Genomic DNA, 20716 nt, shown 5'->3' with positions numbered 1-20716 from the left:
CCATGAGCTACCTCGTCCTCGCGCGTAAATGGCGTCCGCAGAAGTTCGATGACATGACCGGACAGGAGCACGTCGTCCGGACCGTCGCGAACGCCATCAAGATGGACCGGGTCGCCCACGCGTACCTGTTCTGCGGGCCTCGTGGGGTGGGCAAGACGACGGCCGCCCGCCTGCTCGCCAAGGCCCTCAACTGTGAGAAGGGCCCCACGGCGAGCCCGTGTGGCGAGTGCCGCGCGTGCACGGAGATTGCCGCCGGCACCAGCGTGGACGTGGCGGAAATCGACGGTGCCTCCAACAACGGCGTGGAGAACGTCCGCGAGATTCGCGAGAACGCGAAGTACCTGCCGCAGCGGGACAGGCACAAGATCTACATCATCGACGAGGTACACATGCTGTCGGGGGCGGCGTTCAACGCGCTGCTCAAGACGCTGGAGGAGCCGCCCGGGCACGTGAAGTTCATCTTCGCGACCACCGAGGCGCACAAGCTCCCGGACACCATCCTCTCGCGGTGCCAGCGCCACAACTTCCGCCGCATTCCGGCGGCGCGGATGCTCCAGCGGCTGCAGGAGATCTGCAAGGCGGAGGGGGCGGGTATCTCGGACCGCTCGCTGTCGCTGGTGGTGCGCCAGTCCGAGGGCGGCATGCGCGACGCGCTCAGCCTCCTGGACCAGATTCTGGCGTCGTGCGGCGCCAACCCCACGGATGAGGAAGTGGCCGAGGCGCTGGGCGCCATCGACCGGACGATGGTGCAGGACTTCGCCGAGGCGCTGGTGCGCAAGGACGCGAAGCGGGTGCTGGAGCGCGTGGAAGAGGTCTTCAACCGCGGGCTCGACTTGAAGCGGCTGGCGGAGGAGCTGGCGCTGCAGTTGCGGCACCTCTTCGTCACCAAGACGCTGGGCCAGGCGCCCAACGAGCTGGCCGAGTCCGAGCAGAAGGCGCTGCTCGCGCTGGCGAAGGAGGCGGAAGTCGCGCAGCTCACGCGCCTGTTCGACGTGGTGCACGGCTGCATCTGGGACGTGTCGCGCGCGGCGCAGCCGAGGCTCGCGCTGGAGATGGCGCTGCTGAAGGCCATCCAGCTCTCGCCGGGTGGCTCCATTCCGGAGCTGCTCGCCCGGGTGGACCGGCTCGCGGCCGGACTGCCCCAGGGGGACGGTGCGACGAAGAACTCCGCTGGAGCGCCGGGAGGTCGCTCCAGCTCCGCCAACTTTCGCGCCTGAGCCGAGGCACGACGTTCCCTCTCAGCACGCCCCTGCCCCGCATCCGTGGGAAGGCCGCCCCGTGGCCGCGCCCTCGCGCCCGGCGGAGCCCGTGCACATGGGTGAGCGGCAGGTCGAGCCGGTGCGCGCGGCGGCACCGTCGACGTATGCGGAGCCTGCGCACTCCGCCGAGCCCATGCGAGTAACGGGGCCCGCGAGTCCCGCTGAGACGCCGCGCTACACCGAGCCGGTGCACACGGGGCCCGCGATTCCGGTCATGCCGCCCGTGGCGCCCACCGGGTCCGTCATGGACGACCTGCCTCCGTCGGCGGCCCGTCCCCTCTCCTTCCTGCGCAATGGTGGAGGCGCTGGCGCCACCGCGATGGCGGCTTCATCGCCCGCCGCCGTGCCCGTGTACTCCGCCGAGGACGTGGTGCCCTCCGGTCCGCTGATGGAAGGACTGCCTCCGACGGCGGCTCGCCCGCTCTCCTTCCTCCGGAGGAATGGTGGCGCGGGTGGTGCGCAGCCTCCGCCCGCCGTGCCGTCGCAGCCTCCGGCGGGAGCCACGCCGCTGTCGCGCACCATGGAGCCCGCGCCCTCGGTCCGCGTCACCAACGTGCGCAAGCCGGAGCCTCCGCCCGGTCCCCCGGAGCCTCCGCCCTACAACGACGAGGACGCGCGCTATTACCCCGAGGAGGCCTCGCCCGAAGGCTGTGCCTCCGGCGAGTGCATCCCGGACGAGGTTCCTTCCGAGCCCGTCGCCGCGAGCGCGCCCACTGCGGCTCCGCAGGCCTCCGGCACTCCTGGCTTCTCGCCTGCGTCGGGCATGCAGGCACACGGCGCCGCGCCGTCGTTCGCGTCGCCCCCGGCTTCGAATGGCCCTGCGGCCTACGCGCAGACATCCTCCGCGTCTCCGGCCACGCACGAGCCCGCGCCAGCCCCGCGCGCGCCCACCCCGCCGCCGGTCTCCGCGCGCCCCGCCATCACACCTCCCGCGCCGGCTCCACGGGCTTTCGCCCCGGAGCCGGACGGCGAATCGGATTCTGAACCTGCCGCTGCCCCGGCGCCCGTGGCTCGCGGCCGGGACAACCCGAACCTGCCCCTCATCGAGCGGTGGCGGGCCGCGGTGGAGAGCGTGAAGGCCAACTCCATCCGTCACGGCACGGCGCTGGCCAACGGCCGGCTCCTGTCCATGCGGGCGGGGGAAATCGTCCTCGGCTTCCTCCCGACGGCGGGCCTGCACAAGATGGCGGTGTCCGCCGCCGCGGGCAAAGCCACCATCGACAAGGCCCTGGCCGAGCACTTCGGCCGCCCGGTGAAGCTGTCCTTCCAGGACGTAAGCCCGGACGACGGCCGGGCCACGCTCAGCATCGCCGAGCAGGACGCCCAGAGCCGCGCCAACCACGAGAAGAGCACGGAGGGCAAGGTTCGCAGCCACCCCGCCGTCCGTACGGTGCTCAAGTTCTTCGGGGGCGAAATCGAGCACATCCAGGTCTACGAGCCCGAGCGCCCTTCGGCCGTCCCTACGGCCGATACTCCGGACGACAGCGCCTGACAACCACCGCGCGCAACGATAGGGTGCACCTCTCTCCACGCCCGGGCGGGGCCAATGACGGCGCCCGCTCCCACGAGTACCGAGGAAGCACATGCCTGGCGTCGACCTGAACTACTTCATCCGGCAGGCGAACAAGCTGACGGAGAAGATTGAAGAGCGGAAGCAGCAGTTGGCGGACGAGACCGTCGAGGCCAAGTCCGGTGAGGGCCGCGTCACCGTGGTCGCCAACGGCATCCAGGAGATTCGCAGCATCAAGATCGACAAGTCCGCCATCGACCCGAATGACCCGTCGATGCTCGAGGACCTCATCACCGCCGCCGTGAATGCTGCCCTGGCGAGCAGCCGTCAGCACATGCAGCGCGAGCTCGCGAAAATCTCCGGCGGCGTCAAGATCCCCGGCATTACCTGATACCGGATGACTCCCGACCCGCTGAATCGACTTGTCGCCCAGCTCGCGAAGCTCCCGGGCATTGGCGAGAAGACCGCCCAGCGCCTCGCATTCCACATCCTGCGGGCGCCCGGCGAGTACGCCTCGGACCTGTCCCAGGCCATCCGTGAGGTGAAGGAGAAGGTGCACCTGTGCGTGCGCTGCTTCTCCCTCACCGACTCGGAGACGTGTGGCTTCTGCCGGGACTCTCGCCGCGACGAGCGCGTGCTCTGCGTGGTGGAGACCTACGCGGACCTGATGGCGCTCGAGCGCACCCGCGAGTTCAAGGGCCGCTACCACGTCCTGCACGGCGTGCTGTCGCCGCTGGAGGGCGTGGGCCCGGAGCAGCTCCGCATCAAGGAACTGCTGGAACGCCTCAACGACAGCCGGGTGGAGGAGCTCATCATCGCCACCAACCCGGACGTCGAGGGCGAGGCCACCGCGCTCTACCTCACGCGCCTGCTCAAGCCCATGGGCCTGCGCGTCACCCGCATCGCCCAGGGCCTGCCCATGGGTGGTGACCTGGAGTTCGCGGACCAGGCCACGCTGGCGAAGGCGCTGTCGGCCCGCCGCGACCTGTAGCCAGGGCATTGGCGGCGCCGGGCTCCCGGCGCCGCTACTCCGTCACCCGCCACGCGAAGGGCACCATCGCGGTGAGCTCCTGGTCCTTGTGGGCCGGGAAGCGCAGCCGCTCGGCCTGCGCCGCCACGCAGCGCCCCACGTCCGTGGAGGCCAGGGGGCCGCGCGTCGTCGCGCGCACCTTGCCCGACGAGGCGATGGTGAGCTCGACCTGCACCTGCCCCTGCGACGACGGCAGGTCCGCCTTGTAGCGCGCGAAGCACGAGGAGATTCGGGCCCGCCCGCGAGACACCACGCGCTCGATGTCCTCGATGCCCAGCGTCACCAGCTTCTTCGAGGTGGCGGTGCGGGACTCCGGCTTCCTGCCCGTGTCCTGTGCGGTCTCGTCCGTCTCGGAGCCCGCGGCTCCCACGCCCTGCGCGGTCGCCACCGTGGTTCCCACCGAGGTGCCCTGAGGGGACCCCGTGGAAGGCGCCGCACCCGGCGAGCCACCCGTGAGGGCAGTGGCCCCCGTGCCAGGAGGCCCCCCCGTCGGCGAGGCCGTGCCCGTCATCGCGACGCTCCCCGTCGCTGCAGCCGTCCCCGCGGGAACTCCGTTCGCGGCAGCGGCCAGCTCCGCCTGAGTACCGCCTGTCGTGCCGGGCGCCCCCACTGGCGCTTCGTTCGCGGCAGCGGTCCCCGTCAACGCGGCGCCACCGACCCCCGTATTCGGCCCCGCGGCGACGCCGCCCGTCGCGGCCATTCCCCCAGAGGGGCCACCCATCGCCGGAGCCATCCCCGCCGCACCTCCCGACTCACCGGACTGCACGATGGACGGCGACGTCTGGATGCGCTGAACCCCGGTGTAGCCAACGACAGCCGCACCGCCCAGCAGCAGCGCCGCCGCGAGGCCGACACCCACCATGAGGCTACGCCGGCCCGCGGGCGCGGAGCCCACGGGTGCGGTCGCACCAGGCACCTGCGGCCCGGCCTGCACCACACTCGTCGCGACGGGAGATGGCCGCATCGGCGCCATCTCGGCCCCCTGCTGACGGCGGCCATACACATCCGTCGGGGCCTTCTCACCCGCCGGCATCTGTACGGGCGAGCCCTCCGTGCCGTGCGTGGCGGTGAGCGTGGACAGCGTGGGGATGCGGGTGCGCTCGGTGAAGCGCTCCTCGCCGAAGTGGCCGCGCAGGAACGCGCCCAGGTGCGTCGAGCCCGACGCGCTCAGGTTCTCCCCGAGGAACGCCTCCAGGTCCTCCGCGAAGGCCTCCGCCGTCTGGTGGCGGTCCTCCGGCTTGAAGGACATGGCCTTGAGGATGATGGCCTCCAATTCCTGGGGCAGGTCCGGCCGCAGCTCGCGCGGGCGCTTGAAGTCACCCTGCAGGAGCGCGTTGAGCACCGCGAGGTCGTTCTCCCGCGAGAAGGGCCGCACGTGGGTGAGCGCCTCGTACAGGCTGACGCCCAGCGCGAAGACGTCCGCGCGCCGGTCCACTTCCTTCCCCTGCGCCTGCTCCGGCGCCATGTACATGTACTTGCCCTTCACCACGCCGGTGCGCGTGTTGACGAGCCTCGACTCGGCCTTGGCGATGCCGAAGTCCAGCACCTTCACCTGCCCCTGGTACGTCAGGTACAGGTTCGAGGGAGAGATGTCGCGGTGGACGATGTTCAGCGGCTGCCCGGACTCGTTGCAGAACTCGTGGGCGTAGTGCAGCCCGTGCGCAGCGTCGATGAGCACGCGCAGCACGATGGGGAAGGGCAGATAGCTCCGCCGCCGTCCCGCCAGCCGCAGCGTCGTGGAGAAGTCCTCGCCCGCGAGGTACTCCATGCAGATGTAGTAGCAGCCCTCGGTGAAGCCGAGCTCCTGAATCTGCACGATGTTGGGGTGCGCCAGCTTCGCCGCCAGCCGCGCCTCGTCGCGGAACATCTCCACGAAGTCGGGGATGTTCGACAGGTGCGGCAGCATGCGCTTGATGACGACGTTGCGCTCGAAGTTGTCGGCGCCCAGCAGCTTGGCGAGGAAGATTTCCGCCATGCCGCCCTCGGCCAGCTTCCGCACCAACACGTACTGGCCATAGGGCCGCAGCAGGGGTGCGGCGGCTTCCTCGGGAACGGGGCGTGTCGTCTGGGGGGGTGCCATCCTCACGGCCCTCGCTGTTTCAGGGTGCGCACGGTGTGGACTTCCGGGGCACCGGGACGGTTCATCTTAAACACCAGCATCGGGGGCGAGCCCACCGGCTCCACCCACGTACTGAAGCGGTGTTTGCCATCCAGGGGTACCGGACGTCCATTGATGGACAGGCGCGCGTCCACCGGCGCCACCCCCGTGGCCCGCACCTTGTCCGCCGCCCGCGTGCCGTTGCGCGGCGAGGCCACCACCAGCTCCGGCACCGAGTTGTCGTAGACCAGCTCCAGCTTGTTCATCCGCCCGCCCCGAAGCTGCGCGCCCGACGCTGACAGCGGCGTGACGGACCACAGGTAGCTGCCCTCGCCCAGCGCCCCCGCGTCCAGCGCGGCGCGCGTCTCCGTCACGGTGCGCTCGGCCACGGGAGTCCCCAGCGCGCCCACGCGGTACACGGCCACGCGGTACCTCGCCGCCGAGGCCTCCTCGCCATAGGTGAAGGTCACCGCCGGAGGCTTGTCCTGGTAGAAGATGGTCGTCTTCTCCAGCCCCTCCGGCACCACGTTGCGCAAGCGGTCCAGGTCCTTGGACTGGCGCTCCGGAGCGAAGCTCGCGCTGCCCTTCGCCACCTCGGTGCCGTCCTCGCGGCGCACGCGCCAGTACAACGTGCCGCGCGCGGGGACGGGCACGTTGACGAAGGGGCGGTACACGGTTCCCGTCAGCACCGGCCGCGTGAAGTCCGCGTCCGTGGCCACCTCCACTCGCGCGGCGCCCTCGCCCTCCCAGGTGAAGGCCACCTCGGGCAGGCCCTGGTGGTAGACCTCGGCGCCCTCGCTCGCGCTCAACGCCACCGGCGCGGGCGCGAGCGGCTCCACGCGCGCGACACCGGCGTCGCCCTCCATCGTGGCGCGCTCACCCGCCCGCAGCGGCTGTCGCGACTCGCCGCGCACCAGCGTCACCTGCCCGGTGAAGGCATCCACGCGGTAGCCCGTCGCCGTGCGCCGCACCTCCAGGCCCGCGGCGCCATGGCCCTCTACACCCAGGCCCGGCAGCACCACGCGGCTGGTGCGGCCCTGCGCGAGCTGGAGCCCCAGCCCGCCCTGCCGCAAGTCGACGCGCGCCTCGTCGGTGGTGCCGCCCTGCCCCGCCGACTCCAGCACCAGCTCCGTGGCCGGGCCCAGCGACAGCACGGAGGACGAGCCCTCCAGCGAGAGCACCGCCGTGCCTCCCGGGCGGGTGCGCACGCCGTCTCCGGGCGCCAGCACCTCGCCCTGCTTCTTCACCGGGCGCCAGCGCACCGTGCCCTGGGGGCGCATCTCCGCGCGGCCCGAGCCCAGGTGCACCGTGACGGGAATGGGCGCGAGCTGCACCACGCGCGGCGTGCGCACCACTTCCGCCCGGCCCTGCGCCACCGCCACGGACTCGCCCTCGGCGGCGCGGAGCTGCTGGCCGTCCTTGCTGACGAACTCGATGGCGCCGAGCCGCACTTCCACATGGCCGGCGTCCTTCTCCACCGCCACGCTCACCTCGCTGGGCGCGTCCGAGCCCACGCGGGTGAGACCGAAGGGCGTGAGGATGCTCAGCGTCACCTTCTTCGCCCCCGGCGCGGCGGGCCGCGTCCCTGCGGGCACGCGCGACAGCACGATGCCGCGCTCCACCTGCAGGATGATGCCGCCCGAGTCCTCGCTCAGCGCGAAGCGCGCGTCCGGGCCCACCTCCACCGAGCGGCCGTCCGGAAAGCTCACCGTCGCCGCGCCGCCCACGCCCGTCTCCACCGCGTCACCGCCATGGAGCGGCCCCGCCACCGCCGGAATGGACTTCCCTCCACGCTCCAGCCGCACGTCGCCGGACAGTCCCTCCAGGCGCGCCAGCTCCGCCCCCACGCCCGCGTCGGATACGGAGGCCGGAGCCACGGGCGTCGCGGACGGCGTGGCCGCATCCTCATCGCAGCCCGCGACGAGGAGCAGGAGGGCCAGGCCCCAGTGGCGCACGGTGCTACTCACTGCATCATCCTCGTTTCACCGTTTCTGCCTCGGGAAGAGGTCGACGTTGAAGATGGCCTGCTCGCCTTCGCGCACCTTGACCGTCTTGGTCTGGGACAGGTGCCCGGGAGCGGAGATGGTGATGCGGTACGTCCCACCCTTCACGCGCACGGTGAAGGCCCCCTTCGCGTCCGTGCGCGTGCGCACCTTCGCCTGGGGAATGCGCAGTGTCGCGGCCAGCGGCTTTCCGGCCCGTGTGCTGCGCACCTGTCCGGTGAGCGTCGCGGGCCCGCTCTTGCGCTCCAGCGCGAGCGGCACCGACAGCGCCGCCTCCTGCCCGGCGACCACCACCGCCGCCTCCTCTGACGTACGGAAGCCAGGGGACCTCACCGTCACCGCCACCGGCCCCGGCGACAGGTCCTTCACCTGCGCCTGCCCCATCATGTCCGTGCGCACCTCCGTCGCGCCCACCGCCACGCGCACGCCCGGCAGCGGCACGCCCGTCTGCGCGTTCACCACCGTCACCCGCAGCCCACCCGTGGGCGGAGGCAGCCGGCTCGCACGCACCTCCAGCGCCGCGCGCCCACCGTCCTCCACCGTGGCCCGCGCTTCCGCGGGCGCGTAGCCCTCCGCGCTCACCCGCGCCGTCACCTCGCCGGGAGGCAGCTCCACCTCCACCGCGCCCTGCGCGTCCGCCACGCGCTCCACGTTTCCCAGCACCACGCGCGCACCCGGCAGCGCCGCGCCCGTCTCCGCGTCCAGCACGCGGAGCGACACCGCGCCCCGCGGCACCCGCGGCTCTGGAGGAGGCGCCACCACCGCTGGCGGCGTGAAGTCATTCCACGAGAGCTCCAGCGCCGCGCCCACCCGGCGCAGCCGCTGCTCCGAGCGCGTCCCATCCGCCAGCGTCACCGTGTCCCGCACGTGCTGGAAGTCCAACACCAGCGTCCCGCCCCACGTCCCCGTGCGCTTCAGCGGTACCAGCAGCGCGCCGCCCGCCGAGAAGCCCGTGGCCTCCGCCTCCGCGCCCGACGCGTCCTGCGCCGACAGCGTCACCGGCAGCTCGCCGCGCGCCTCCAGCTTCAGCCCGAGGAACAGCGGCACCACCAGGCGCCCATTCACCAGCGCCGCGTGCCGCACCCCGCGCGCCAGCACCGGCTCCGCCGAGTCGCCGAACAGCGGGAGCTGCGAGAAGCCGTAGCCCGCTCCCACCTCCGCGCGCACCGGCCCCAGGAACAGCCGCGCCCTCGGCCCCGCCGACGCGCGCAGCAGGCTGCCGCCGGTGATCCGCAGCGAGCCCTCCTTCAAATCGAACGCCTCGCGCTGTACCCCCGCCCACGCCCCCAGCCACCGCCCCACCCACCCCGTGCCCACCGCCGCCAAATCGTTCGGCGTCAGCCCGTCGTAGGTGAGCCCCGGCCCTACATCCGCCTGCTGCCCGTCGCGCAGCGCCACGCCGTAGCGCAGCCGCAACGAGGCATGCTCGGCCACCTGCTCCGCCTGCGCGAGCGGGGTGGCCAGCACGAGGAGCACCAGGACCAGGCGCGCCACGAGGGCAAGGAAGGGGTTGGGGCGAGGCAAAGCCCGGCGGAGTATAGAGAAAGCCGCGAAGGCTCCCAACCCCGTGCCACCTGAAGGCCCCGGAATGTCCCGCGAGGGCGCTTGCGCCCTTGTTGCCTTCCTACAGCCCGTCCGGACGGCATGCGAACACGCTCCGACACGTGGATGGCTTCTTGCTGGAGTGGGTTCGCTTTGCTAAGCATCCTCACGGTCGGTAGCGGCTCGTCTAACCTCCGGGATTCACTCCAGAAACAATCGGAGCATCGCCGTGAGCGGGGCGAGCGAACGCTGAGGAGCGCATACGCCCATGGGCACGCAACTGGTGATGTACGAAGAGGAGTTCACCAAGATCAACGCCGTTTGCGACCGGCTCACCAAGGACGCGAACGCGAAGGTGGTGTTCCTCGTCGACAAGAACGGGCAGCTCATCTCCTCGGCCGGACAGACGCAGAACATCGACACCACGTCCCTGGCCTCGCTGACGGCCGGCAACGTGGCCGCGATGGGCGGCCTGGCCAAGCTGATCGGTGAGAACGAGTTCCCCAACCAGTTCCACGAGGGGGCCAAGGACTCGCTCTACATGACCATCGTCGGGAGCCGGGTCGTGCTGGTCGTCATCTTCGACAACCGCACCAGCCTCGGCCTCGTCCGCCTTCGCATCAAGAAGGCCAGCGACGAGCTCACGAAGATCTTCGAGAGTCTGGTGAAGAAGACGGACAGCCCTGGAGCCGGGTCGCCCTTCGCCGAGATCTCCGACGACGATATCGACAACCTCTTCAGCGAGTAACCCGGGAAGCCATGTCCTTCATCAACTACTCATCCCGCGAAATCAACTGCAAGATTGTCTATTACGGGCCCGGGCTCTGCGGGAAGACGACCAACCTCCAGTACATCTACAACAAGACCGCCGCAGAGACGAAGGGCAAGCTCATCTCGCTCTCCACGGAGACGGACCGCACGCTCTTCTTCGACTTCCTCCCGCTGTCGCTCGGTGAGATTCGCGGCTTCAAGACGCGCTTCCACCTCTACACGGTGCCCGGTCAGGTCTTCTACGACGCCAGCCGCAAGCTCATCCTCAAGGGCGTGGACGGCGTGGTCTTCGTCGCCGACAGCCAGATCGAGCGCATGGAGGCCAACATGGAGTCGATTGAGAACCTCCGTGTGAACCTCGCCGAGCAGGGCTACGACCTGAACAAGATTCCGTACGTGGTCCAGTACAACAAGCGCGACCTTCCCAACGCCGTGACGGTGGAGGAGATGCGCAAGGCGCTCAACCCGCGCAACATCCCCGAGTACCAGGCGGTGGCCCCCACCGGCGTCGGCGTGTTCGACACGCTCAAGGCCGTGGCGAAGCTGGTCCTCACGGAGCTCAAGAAGGGCGGCTGAAAGCAGCCCGGCGGGCGGGCGCCGGGGTGCCTCTCACCGAGCGTGACAAGACGGCCCGCCGCGAACGGTGCTATGACCTCGTGCCGTCGGGTCGGGCCGTCCAGCTTCTTGAGGTCGCACCGTGCGTGTCGCTGCCGCCACCTTCCACCTCCTCGCGCTCCTGAGCGCCACCGCCTGGATGCCGGCGCTCGCGCAGGAGCCCTCCGCCACACCGGCCGCCGCGCAGACTGCTCCCGCGGCGCAGGCCCAACCCCAGACGGCGGACGAGGCCTTCGATGTCCGCGTGAAGACGCTGGAGGAGGAGGTCGTCGACCTGAAGGAGAAGATCTACCGCTCCAAGGCGCGCCTGCTCCTGTTGCAGGAGTCGGTGCTCGGCGGTGACGTCTCCACCGGCTCGCGCGCGGTCATCGTCCACAAGAACGAGATGGGCGGCTCCTTCATGCTGGAGTCCGTGGCGTACGCGCTCGACGGCGCGCCCATCTACACGCAGGTGGACACCGAAGGCGACCTGGGCAAGCGGCAGGAGTTCGAAATCTTCAACGGCCGCATCGTCCCCGGGCAGCACCAGATTGCCGTGCGGTTGGTGTACCGCGGCAACGGCTACGGCGTGTTCAGCTACCTGGAGGGCTACAAGTTCAAGGTGCAATCCAGCTACACCTTCAACGCGGAGCCCGGAAAGCTGTCCACGGTGCGCGTGGTGGGCTTCGAGCAGGGCGGCATGACGACGGACCTGAAGGACCGGCCCGCGGTGCGCTATGACATCGACGTGTCGAAGGACCCGGGCCGCAAGGTGACGCCGACGGACGGCGCCCAGGCCCCCGCCACCACCTCCTCCGAGACGAAGTAGGAACCCCTGGTGAACGCGTCGCTCCGCGCCCTCGCCCTGGCGGCTGCCCTGCTGGGCACCACGCCCGCCTCCGCCGCCGAGCCCGGCCCGGCGCCGCGCCCGTCCGCGCGCGAGCTGGCGCAGCAACTGGGCGCCGTGGAGCAGGGCCTGCGCGGCGCCGAGGAGAACCTGCGCTTCGTGGAGACGCAGTACACGCAGCGCACCGAGCCTGGCGAGGACGACTCGCGCGAGCGCCGCTTCTCCGACGGAGAGATTCAGTACCTGCTGCAGGACTGGCCGGCTGCCTCCGTCCTCTTCTACGACCTCGTCAGCGAGCCGCGCTTCAAGAGCCACCCGCGCTACACGGAGGCGCTCTTCTACCTGGCGGACTCGCTGCTCCAGCAGAAGAACTACATCGGCGCGCGGCTCTACCTCCGCGAGTTGCTCTCGCTGCCCATCTCCGCCGCGCGCTACCGCGACGCCCTGTCGCGCTTCCTCGTGGTGGCCGGGCGGCTCAACCACTACGAGGGCGTGGACGCGTACGTGGAGAAGGCGCGCGTCCTGTCCGGCGGGCAGCTGCCTCCGGAGATGGCGTACGTCTACGCGAAGTGGCTCTTCCGCCGCGTGGACCTGCCGCCCGACGAGCGCCTCGCCCGCACGCGCGCCGCCTTCACCCCGCTGGCGCAGGCGCCGGATGGCCCCTTCCGCCTCCAGGCCGCGTACCACCTGGGCGTGCTGTCCGTGCAGGCCGGCGACTACCCGGGCGCCATCCAGCAGTTCCAGCAGCTCGCCGTCGCGCCCGCCACGCCGGCCTCGCAGGTGCCGGCGCCGCCGCCCGGCCTGAGGCGTCCCGGCGCGGAGGCCGTCACTTCTCCGGAGGTCGACGCGCAGCGCGTGCGCGAGCTGGCGCTGATGTCGCTGGGGCGGCTGCTCTACGAGACGGGCCGCTACGACGAGGCACTGGACACGTACAGCCGGGTGCCGCGCGACAGCGAGTCCTTCCCGGACTCGCTCTACGAGGTGGCCTGGGTCCACGTGAAGATGGGCAACCACCAGCTGGCGAAGAACGCCATCGACATCCTGCTGATGGTGGCGCCCGACTCGCAGCTCGCGCCCGAGGCGCGCCTGCTCCACGGCAACCTGCTCCAGAAGCTGCACCAGTACGAGCACTCCATCGACACGTACACGCACGTCATCGACACCTTCCGCCCGGTGCGCGACACGATGGACAACCTGCTGCGCGTGGACAGGGATCCGGTGGTGTACTTCGACCGGCTGCTCGCGCGCCCGGAGGCGTCTCCGGACGTGAGCACGCTGCTGCCCCCGCTGGCGCTGCGCTACGCCACCACGGAGCGCCAGGTGACCGACGCCATCCGCATGGTGGGGGACATCGACAGCGGCCGGAAGGGCGCGGGTGAGGCGCAGGACCTGGCGAAGCGCATCCTCGAGGCGCTGGACACGCGCGGGCTGGAGACCTTCCCGGAGCTGCAGGAGGGCTACACGCGCGCGGACGCGGTGGACAGCGCCCTCATCCACGCGGAGGCCTCGCTGGTACGCGTGGAGGGCGCCGCGCTGGAGGACGTGCTCAACCCCGCGGAGCGCGAGCAACTGGCGGGCCTGCGCCGCGAGCGCGAGGCACTGGGCACGCGCTTCGCGAAGCTGCCCACCACGATGCAGGAGCTGGAGGAGCGGCGCCAGCGCATGCAGGCCCGCGTGGACGCGGTGGACCGTGAGGCCTTCCGCCTGGGCTACGAGCTGCGCAGCCTGGAAGCCGTCGCCGCCTCCATCCGCAAGTGGGTGGACGACACGCGCCTGGAGCGCAAGTCGAACCCGGATGAGGAGCGCGAGTTCCTCGTGCAGCTCCAGGCGGAGACGCAGACGGTGACGGACCTGCAGGCGGAGCTGAGCGGCGCCCGCGCGCGGCTGGCGGACGAGCGCAACGCCGCGGCCACCGCGCTGGCCGGCGAGCAGACCATCCGCACCAGCTACGCCGAGGCGCTGCGCCGGGAGCACGAGCTGCTGGACGCCGCTCAGGGCCGCCTGTCCCCGGACGCCGCGAGCACCCTGCAGAGGGCGCACGAGGTGCGCGCGAAGACGGACGCGATGCGTACCCGCGTGGCCACCGCCCGCGACGTGCTGCGCCGCCGCGTGGCGGAGCGCGGCCGCGTCATCCGCGAGAAGGTGGTGGCGGAGCAGGAGATGCTCAACCGCTACGAAGCGGAGGTGGCGGAGGTGACGGGCGACGCGCGGAACATCGTGGGCCGCATCGCCTACGAGAGCTTCCGCCGCGTGCGCCAGCAGTTCTACGACCTCGTGCTGAAGGCGGACGTCGGCGTGGTGGACGTGGCCTTCACCGAGAAGCAGGACCGCACGACGGAAATCCAGAAGCTGTCCGCGCAGAAGGACAAGGCCCTGCACGAGCTGGACGCCGAGTTCCGCGACGTCCTCGTCGAGGAGGGCAGCAAGTGATGCGCCGGAGCGTCCTCGCGGCCCTGCTCGCCCTCACCTCCCTGCCCTCCGGCGCCGCCCAGGACGCCGCGAAGGCCGAGGCACCGGCGCAGGCTCCGGCCGCCGCCACGGAAGCGCCCGCCGCCGACGCGAAGCCCGCCGCTCCGGCCCGCCCGGAGTACCTCGAGGGCATGGGCCGCACGCCCGAGCAGGAGGCGATGCTCCGGGACGTCAGCCGCGCGCTGAAGACGTACGAAGAGGAGTCGCGCGAGTTCCACCGCGAGGTGCAGCAGGTCGTGGAGCGCAAGTACGAGCAGAAGCGCGGCGAACTCGCGGGCTCGTACGAGAAGGCCATCCGCGACCAGGAGACCCAGGAGCGCAAGGCGCGCCTGTCCGCCATCGCCCGCTTCGAGGAGTTCCTCCGCCGCTACCCCAACGAGCCGCGCTACACGCCGGACGTCATGTTCCGACTCGCGGAGCTGTACTTCGAGCGCTCCGCGGACGCGTTCCAGGTGGCCGGCAAGGAGTACCGCGACAGGCTCGAGGCCGCCGACGGCAACCCCGACGCGGAGGTGCCCACCGAGCCGACGGTGGACTACTCGAGCTCCATCGCGCTGTACCGCCGGCTGCTGAAGGACTTCCCGGAGTACCGCCTCAACGACGGCGCCACGTACCTGCTGGGCTACTGCCTGGAGGAACAGAAGCAGTTCGACGAGAGCCTCGTCGCGTACGAGCAGCTCATCGCCCGCTACCCGAAGAGCCGCTTCTCCACCGAGGCGTGGGTGCGCATCGGCGAGCACTGGTTCGAGGAGTACGAGGACCCGAAGGCGCTGCAGAAGGCCGCGTTCGCTTTCGAGTCCGCCAGCCGCGACACCGCCCACCCGCTCTACGACAAGGCCCTCTACAAGCTGGGCTGGACGTACTACCGGATGGACCGCTTCGACGAGGCGGTGGGCTCGTTCCTCACGCTCGCGGACTTCTACGAGGCCCAGCGCGTGGCCCGGGGCGACGAGAAGGCCGGTGGCGACTTGCGCGAGGAGTCACTGCAGTACGTGGCCATCTCGCTCGCGGACGAGAACTGGGGCGGCATCCCCCGCGCGAAGTCCCTCTTCGAGAAGCGCGGGGCGCGCCCGTACGAGGCGGAGGTGTACCGGCGCCTCGGCAACGTCTACTTCGACCAGACGAAGTACCCCGCCGCGATTGAGGCGTACCGGCTGGTGCTGGAGAAGGACCCGCTCGCGCCAGACGCGCCGAAGCTCCAGCAGCGCATCGTCCAGGCGTACACGGGCGACCGGCTGATGAACGAGTCCTTCCTCGAGTCGGAGAAGCTGGCCGACCTCTACCAGCCGGGCACCGCCTGGTATCAGAAGAACAAGCGCGACCCGGAGGTCATCTCCGAGGCCAACGCGCTCGTCGAGCGCAGCCTCTACAGCACCGCCACGTACCACCACCAGCAGGCGCTGGTCTTCAAGCAGGAAGGCAAGCTCGAGCAGGCCCACGCGGGCTTCCAGGTGGCAGCGCGCGCGTACGGCGCCTACCTGGAGCGCTTCCCCCGCAGCAAGAGCGCGGGCGAGATGCGCTTCTACCACGCGGAGTGCCTCTACAACTCCTTCCAGTTCGCCGAGGCCGCGAAGGGCTACGAAGTGGTCCGCGACACCGGCGTGGCGGAGAAGCACCGCGACGACGCCGCCCTCAACGCGGTGCTCGCGTGGCAGCAGCAGCTCAACGTCGACGTGCAGTCCGGCCAGGCGCCGGACCTGAAGCCGCTGCGCTCCACCGAGCGCCCCGAGGGTGAGGTGGTGAAGCCCATCCCCTTCGCCGCCACCGAGCAGAAGCTCATCACCGCGTCGGACAAGTACCTGGCCATGCTCCCGAAGGGGGAGAAGGCGCCGGGCATCGCCTACAAGGCCGCAGAGCTGTACTACACGCACAATGACCTGCCCGAGGCGCGCCGCCGCTTCGAGTCCATCGTCCAGACGTACCCGAAGCACGAGGTGGCGAAGTACTCCACCAACCTCATCGTCGAGACGTTCCTCATCGACAAGGACTGGAAGAGCGTGGAGGAGGTCAGCGCGCGGCTGGCCGCCAACTCGGAGGTCATCGACCCGTCGAGCGACCTCCACAAGGACCTGGTCAAGTTCAAGCTCGCCGGCCGCTTCAAGCGCGCCGACCAGCTCCTGGCGGAAGGCAAGTACGACGAGGCCTCGAAGAAGTACATCGAGCTGGTGGACGAGGAGCCGCGCCACGAGTTCGCCGACAAGGCGCTCAACAACGCCGCGGTGGCCTATGAAAATACGCGCCGCTTCGACTCGGCGATGAAGCTGTACGAGCGCATCTACCGCGAGTACCCCAAGTCACCGCTGGCGGACGCGGCGTTGTTCCGCGTGGCGGTGAACGCGGAGAACTCGTACGACTTCGACAAGGCGGTGGCCAGCTACCAGAAGCTGGTGAAGGACTACCCGGCCTCGAAGGACCGCGAGGCCGCGCTCTTCAACACCGGCCGCCTGCTGGAAGGCCAGCAGCGCTACCCCGAGGCGGCGGCGGCCTTCCTGCGCTACGCGGACCTGTTCCCCAACGCGGAGGACGCGCCGAAGAATCAGTACCGCGCCGCCCTCATCTACGAGAAGCAGGGCGACGCGCGCGGGCAGATTCGCGCGCTCCAGGAGTTCGTCACCAAGTTCTCGCGCAAGCCCGGCCAGGTGGAGCTGGTGGTGGACGCCTACCGGCGCATGGGTGACGCGTACGACAAGCTGGGCAACGAGCGCGAGGCGCAGCGCGCGTGGACGCAGGCGTCCGCGGAGTTCGACCGGCGCAAGCTCCCGCCGGACACGTATCCGCTCGCGGCGGACGCGGCGGCGTACGGGCGCTTCCAGGCGGCCGAGGCCGAGTTCAAGAAGTTCGACAAGCTGAAGATTGGCGGCCGGGGCAAGGCGCTGGAGCGCAGCTTCACGACGAAGCGCAACGCGGTGAAGTCGGTGAACGAGGCCTACGCGCGCGTCTACCCGTACAAGCGGCTGGAGTGGACGCTGGCGGCGCTGTACCGGCGAGGCCACGCGCTGGAGCGCTTCGCCAACACCATCATCGAGACGCCCGTCCCGGTGGAGGTGAAGCGCCTGGGTGAAGAGGCGGTGGTGGTGTACCAGGACCAGCTCGCGCAGCAGACGACGGCCCTGGAGGACGCGGCGGTGGAGAGCTACGCGGCCACGCTCGCGGAGGCGCGGAAGAATCGCATCTCCAACGAGTGGACGCGGCGCACGCTCGAGGCCCTCAACCGCTTCCGCCCCAAGGAGTACCCGGTGCTGAAGGAGCCCAAGCAGTCGCTCTCCTCGGACGGAGCGTACCCGGAGGGCCTCGTGGGCAGTGTGGACGGACCGCATCCCGTCGCTCCGGCTCCGGCACCTGTGCCTCCGGCTCCGGCGCAGAACGAAGCACCGAAGGTCAGTGGCGGAGGTGAACAGTGAGCCCCACCTCGCGTGTCCCCGGCGTCCGTACGCTCCTCGCCGCCCTCGTGGCCGGCCTGTGGCTGTCCGCGTGCGCCTCGGGGCCCCAGCCGCGCACGGACTCCACGACGCCGCCTTCGGCGGACAGCACCGCCGCCGACGCGGGGACCGCCGGTGACGCGACCGCGAAGCCCGCGGCGGAGGCCGAGCTCGCCCGGCCCGACGTGCCCCGGGGCCCGGCGCGGGACTTCGAGCGCGCGGTGGAGATTGCCCGGCGCGGAGAGCTGACCGCGGCCGAGGCCGCGCTGAAGACGCTGACGGAGGAGCAGCCGAAGCTCGACTACGCGTGGACGAACCTGGGCATCGTCCAGGAGCGGCTGGGCAAGCCGGAGGAGGCCGAGCGCTCCTACCGTCAGGCGCTGGCCGTTGCGCCCGAGCAGGAGGCCGCGTGGGACTGCCTCGCCCGCCTGTACGCCCGCACGGGCCGCGCGGTGAAGCTGGAGGCGGAGCTGCGCTCGCTGCTGGAGACGAAGAAGGACTCGGTGCCGCTGCACACCGCGCTGGCCGTCACCCTGCTCCAACAGAAGAAGCTGGAGTCCGCCGCCACCGAGGCCAAGCTCGCGCTCAAGGGCGACGAGCGCCACGTGCGCGCCATGCAGGTGCTGGCGCAGGTCTACTACCGCGAGAAGAAGTACGAGCTGGCGCGCATGGTGTTGGAGAACGCGCGCGCCATCGACGCGGAAGACGGGGCCACGCACAACGCGCTGGGCCTGGTGTACCTCGCCCTCAAGGCGCGCCCGCAGGCGCTGGAGGAGTTCAAGGAGGCCGCGCGGCTGCGGCCCGACTTCGCGGAGGCGCGCAACAACTTCGGCGCCATGCTCAACGAGGCGCAGGACTACGCCGCCGCCGTCACGGAGCTGGAGGCCGCGGTGCAGGCCGCGCCGGATTTCGCCTCCGCGCGCCTCAACCTGGGCAATGCGTACCGGGGCCAGGGCGACTTCGCCCGCGCCCGCGCCGAGTACGAGCAGGTGCTGAAGCTGCTGCCGGACTCGGCGGACCCGTACTTCAACCTCGCCATCCTGTTCCTGGACGTGGAGCCGCCAGGAATGGACGCGCTCGAGCGGTACAAGTCGGCCATCAGCTACTTCGACCAGTACCAGGGCAAGGGCGGCCGCGACGAGCGCATCGACCAGTACGTGAAGGACGCGCGCAAGGGCATCGAGCGCGAGGAGCGCCGCCGCGAGCGCGAGCGCAAGGACCAGCTCCGCAAGACCGAGGAGCAGCAGAAGGCCGAGGCCGAGAAGGCCGCCGCCGCGCAGAAGGCGGAAGCCGACAAGGCTGCCGCGGCGCAGCAGGCCGGCACACCTCCGGCCGCCGAGGCCCAGGCCCCTGCCCCCGAGGGCAAGGCGGCGACCTCCAAGAAGGCGCGTCCCACCCGCAAGAAGAAGGGCACCGCCACTGCCCGGACGTCCGAGGGAACCCCTTCCCAGGGAGAGGTGTCCCAATCCCCATCCACCCCTGCCCCCGCGCCGGCCGGCTCGGGTAAGCTCGCCAAGGACGCCCAGTAAGGCCGCCATGCGCACTGCCCTCGCCCTCACCCTTCTGCTTGCCGCCGCGCCCGTGCTCGCGCAGGACTCCTCGTCCGCGAGCACCTCGTCCGACGCCAGCGCGTCCACCAGCGCGGGCAAGAAGCCGCGCAAGGTCATCCGCCTGGACGCCATCACCGTCGAGGGGCGCATCCAGAAGCCCCAGGCCTTCTACATCCTTCCACGCTCCAACCTGAGCTTCGACGAGCTGAGCCGCACGGAGACCTTCGTGCCCAAGGTCGTGAAGAGCGTGGAGCAGGAACCCTTCTAGCCATGGCAGCCACTCCGCAGAACAAGCTGCTCCGCGTCGGCGTCATCCAGAACGGCCGCATCGTCGAGGAGCACCACGTCCGCCGCGACAACGTCACCATCGGCAGTGACGCGCGGAACACCATCGTCCTGCCCGCCACGGACGACCGGCCGGCCCGCTTCTCCCTGCTGGAGAACCAGGGCCAGCAGTTCCAGCTCGTCATCGACGAGAGCATGCGGGGCCGTGTCAACCTCGGCTCCTCCGACGTGGACTTCGACTCCCTGCGCCAGCAGGGGATGGCCACCCGCCGCGGCGACCTCTACGTCCTGCCGCTCCAGGAGAGCGCGCGCGGCAAGGTGGAGCTGGGCGACGCCACCCTCTTCTTCCAGTTCGTCACGCCGCCGCCCGAAGAGGCGAAGCCGGTGCTGCCCGCGGACATCCGCGTCAGCCGCTGGAAGACGATGGACCGCGTCTTCTTCGGCATCCTCGCGGCCTCGCTCCTCATCCACTTCTCCGGCGCCGCGCTCATCATCTCCGCGGAAGCCCCCAAGGAGCCCGAGCTGGCCCTGGACGAGCTGGATGACCGCTTCGTGCGCGCCATCATCCCCCAGCGCCCGGCGGAGGCGCCGAAGGTCGCGGAGGCCGGCCCCGGCGAGGAGGCGCCCAAGGAGGACAAGAAGGGCGACGAGGGCAAGGAGGCGGCGGAAAAGCCCGCGAGCAAGTCCTCCGGCGACGCCGCCGAGGCGCGCGCTGAGGTGGTGAAGAAGGTCTCCGGAAAGGGCCTGCTCAAGATTCTCGGCTCCAACAGCGGCAGCGGCCAGGGCGCCTTCGCGGACGTGCTCGGCGGGGCCAGCGGCGGTGGGGACATCGCCGCGGCGCTGGCCGGCGCGGGCGGCGTGGGCGTGGCCACCGAGGCCTCCGTGAGCGGCGGCACCGGCCCGCGCGGCGGCGGCACCGGCCGGGTGACGGGCATCGGCGAGGTGGGCACGCAGGGCGGCGGCAACGTGGACCTGGGCACCAAGAAGGAGGCCCAGGTGCAGGGGCGCGTGCAGGACGCGGCCCCGGACGTGGAGAGCTCGGACGTGGACCGCGCGGCGCTGGCCCGCTACGTCCGCTCGCGCCTCAAGTCCATCCAGGCCTGCTACGAGAAGGAGCTGAAGCGCAACCCCAACCTCAAGGGCAAGGTGGTGGTGCGCTTCGTCATCAAGCCCTCCGGCCGCGCTGGCGAAATCGACATCGAGGAGAACACCCTCGGCAACGAGGCGGTGGGCAGCTGCATCCGCACCACCATCCGCAACTGGGCGTTCCCCTTCAAGCCCGACTCGGACACCGCCGTTTCCTATCCCTTCGTCTTCTCTCCGGCGGGGTAGGCTCCAG

The 20716-nt window shown here is 70.8% G+C and carries 15 protein-coding genes; 12 read left to right on the top strand and 3 right to left on the bottom strand.

Annotated elements, in window-relative coordinates:
• The first annotated feature begins 2 nt into the window (after positions 1-2).
• The 4 genes from dnaX to recR all read left to right on the top strand — a co-directional run bounded on the left by dnaX (position 3) and on the right by recR (position 3760).
• Positions 3-1217 carry a DNA polymerase III subunit gamma/tau gene (gene dnaX, locus ACVTJA_RS12695; RefSeq protein ID WP_465836628.1) on the top strand — a complete coding sequence of 405 codons (1215 nt, stop codon included), beginning with the start codon at positions 3-5 and terminating at the stop codon, positions 1215-1217.
• Positions 1218-1278: 61 nt separating this feature from the next.
• Positions 1279-2751, top strand: a complete 1473-nt coding sequence (locus ACVTJA_RS12690; RefSeq protein ID WP_465836627.1) for a DNA polymerase III subunit gamma/tau — start codon at positions 1279-1281, stop codon at positions 2749-2751.
• 91 nt (positions 2752-2842) lie between these two features.
• Positions 2843-3160, top strand: coding sequence for a YbaB/EbfC family nucleoid-associated protein (locus tag ACVTJA_RS12685; RefSeq protein ID WP_465836626.1), 318 nt, complete (start codon positions 2843-2845; stop codon positions 3158-3160).
• Positions 3161-3166: 6 nt separating this feature from the next.
• A complete protein-coding gene (gene recR / locus ACVTJA_RS12680; protein WP_465836625.1) occupies positions 3167-3760 on the top strand; it encodes a recombination mediator RecR in 594 nt (197 codons plus the stop codon).
• Positions 3761-3794: 34 nt separating this feature from the next.
• Here the strand turns inward: recR and ACVTJA_RS12675 are convergent, their stop codons facing one another.
• The 3 genes from ACVTJA_RS12675 to ACVTJA_RS12665 are packed head-to-tail and all read right to left on the bottom strand — an operon-like array spanning position 3795 to position 9394.
• Positions 3795-5879, bottom strand: a complete 2085-nt coding sequence (locus ACVTJA_RS12675) for a protein kinase domain-containing protein (RefSeq protein WP_465836624.1) — start codon at positions 5877-5879, stop codon at positions 3795-3797.
• Positions 5880-5881: 2 nt separating this feature from the next.
• Positions 5882-7864: a FecR family protein gene (locus ACVTJA_RS12670; RefSeq protein WP_465836623.1), complete on the bottom strand. Its 1983-nt coding sequence runs from the start codon at positions 7862-7864 to the stop codon at positions 5882-5884.
• A 15-nt stretch (positions 7865-7879) separates the two neighbouring features.
• Complete coding sequence (locus tag ACVTJA_RS12665) at positions 7880-9394, bottom strand: MSCRAMM family protein (RefSeq protein WP_465836622.1); 1515 nt, start codon at positions 9392-9394, stop codon at positions 7880-7882.
• A gap of 316 nt (positions 9395-9710) precedes the next feature.
• Between ACVTJA_RS12665 and mglB the strand changes: the two genes are divergently transcribed.
• The 8 genes from mglB (at position 9711) to ACVTJA_RS12625 (ending at position 20709) form a co-directional block, all read left to right on the top strand.
• Positions 9711-10190 (top strand): gliding-motility regulator GTPase-activating protein MglB, encoded by a 480-nt coding sequence (gene mglB, locus ACVTJA_RS12660; RefSeq protein WP_002637270.1) that lies wholly within the window; start codon positions 9711-9713, stop codon positions 10188-10190.
• Positions 10191-10201: 11 nt separating this feature from the next.
• Positions 10202-10789 (top strand): gliding-motility regulator Ras-like GTPase MglA, encoded by a 588-nt coding sequence (gene mglA, locus ACVTJA_RS12655; protein WP_015347803.1) that lies wholly within the window; start codon positions 10202-10204, stop codon positions 10787-10789.
• A 121-nt stretch (positions 10790-10910) separates the two neighbouring features.
• Positions 10911-11636: a dihydrolipoamide acetyltransferase gene (locus tag ACVTJA_RS12650; RefSeq protein WP_465836621.1), complete on the top strand. Its 726-nt coding sequence runs from the start codon at positions 10911-10913 to the stop codon at positions 11634-11636.
• Between the two features lie 9 nt (positions 11637-11645).
• Positions 11646-14084 carry a tetratricopeptide repeat protein gene (locus ACVTJA_RS12645; RefSeq protein WP_465836620.1) on the top strand — a complete coding sequence of 813 codons (2439 nt, stop codon included), beginning with the start codon at positions 11646-11648 and terminating at the stop codon, positions 14082-14084.
• A complete protein-coding gene (locus tag ACVTJA_RS12640) occupies positions 14081-17524 on the top strand; it encodes a tetratricopeptide repeat protein (RefSeq protein ID WP_465836619.1) in 3444 nt (1147 codons plus the stop codon). Before ACVTJA_RS12645 ends, ACVTJA_RS12640 begins: the two co-directional genes overlap by 4 nt.
• Entirely contained in the window at positions 17521-19071 is a 1551-nt protein-coding gene (locus ACVTJA_RS12635) for a tetratricopeptide repeat protein (RefSeq protein WP_465836618.1), read from the top strand. The genes ACVTJA_RS12640 and ACVTJA_RS12635 overlap by 4 nt, the downstream gene beginning before the upstream one ends.
• 7 nt (positions 19072-19078) lie before the next feature.
• On the top strand, positions 19079-19360 hold the full coding sequence (locus ACVTJA_RS12630; protein ID WP_465836617.1) for a hypothetical protein: 282 nt from the start codon (positions 19079-19081) through the stop codon (positions 19358-19360).
• A gap of 2 nt (positions 19361-19362) precedes the next feature.
• Positions 19363-20709, top strand: a complete 1347-nt coding sequence (locus tag ACVTJA_RS12625) for an AgmX/PglI C-terminal domain-containing protein (RefSeq protein WP_465836616.1) — start codon at positions 19363-19365, stop codon at positions 20707-20709.
• Positions 20710-20716: the final 7 nt, after the last annotated feature.

It is taken from the genome of Pyxidicoccus sp. M6 (assembly GCF_055568925.1).
Note: the sequence above shows the minus strand (reverse complement) of the source record. Positions and strands in the feature narration are given on the sequence as shown.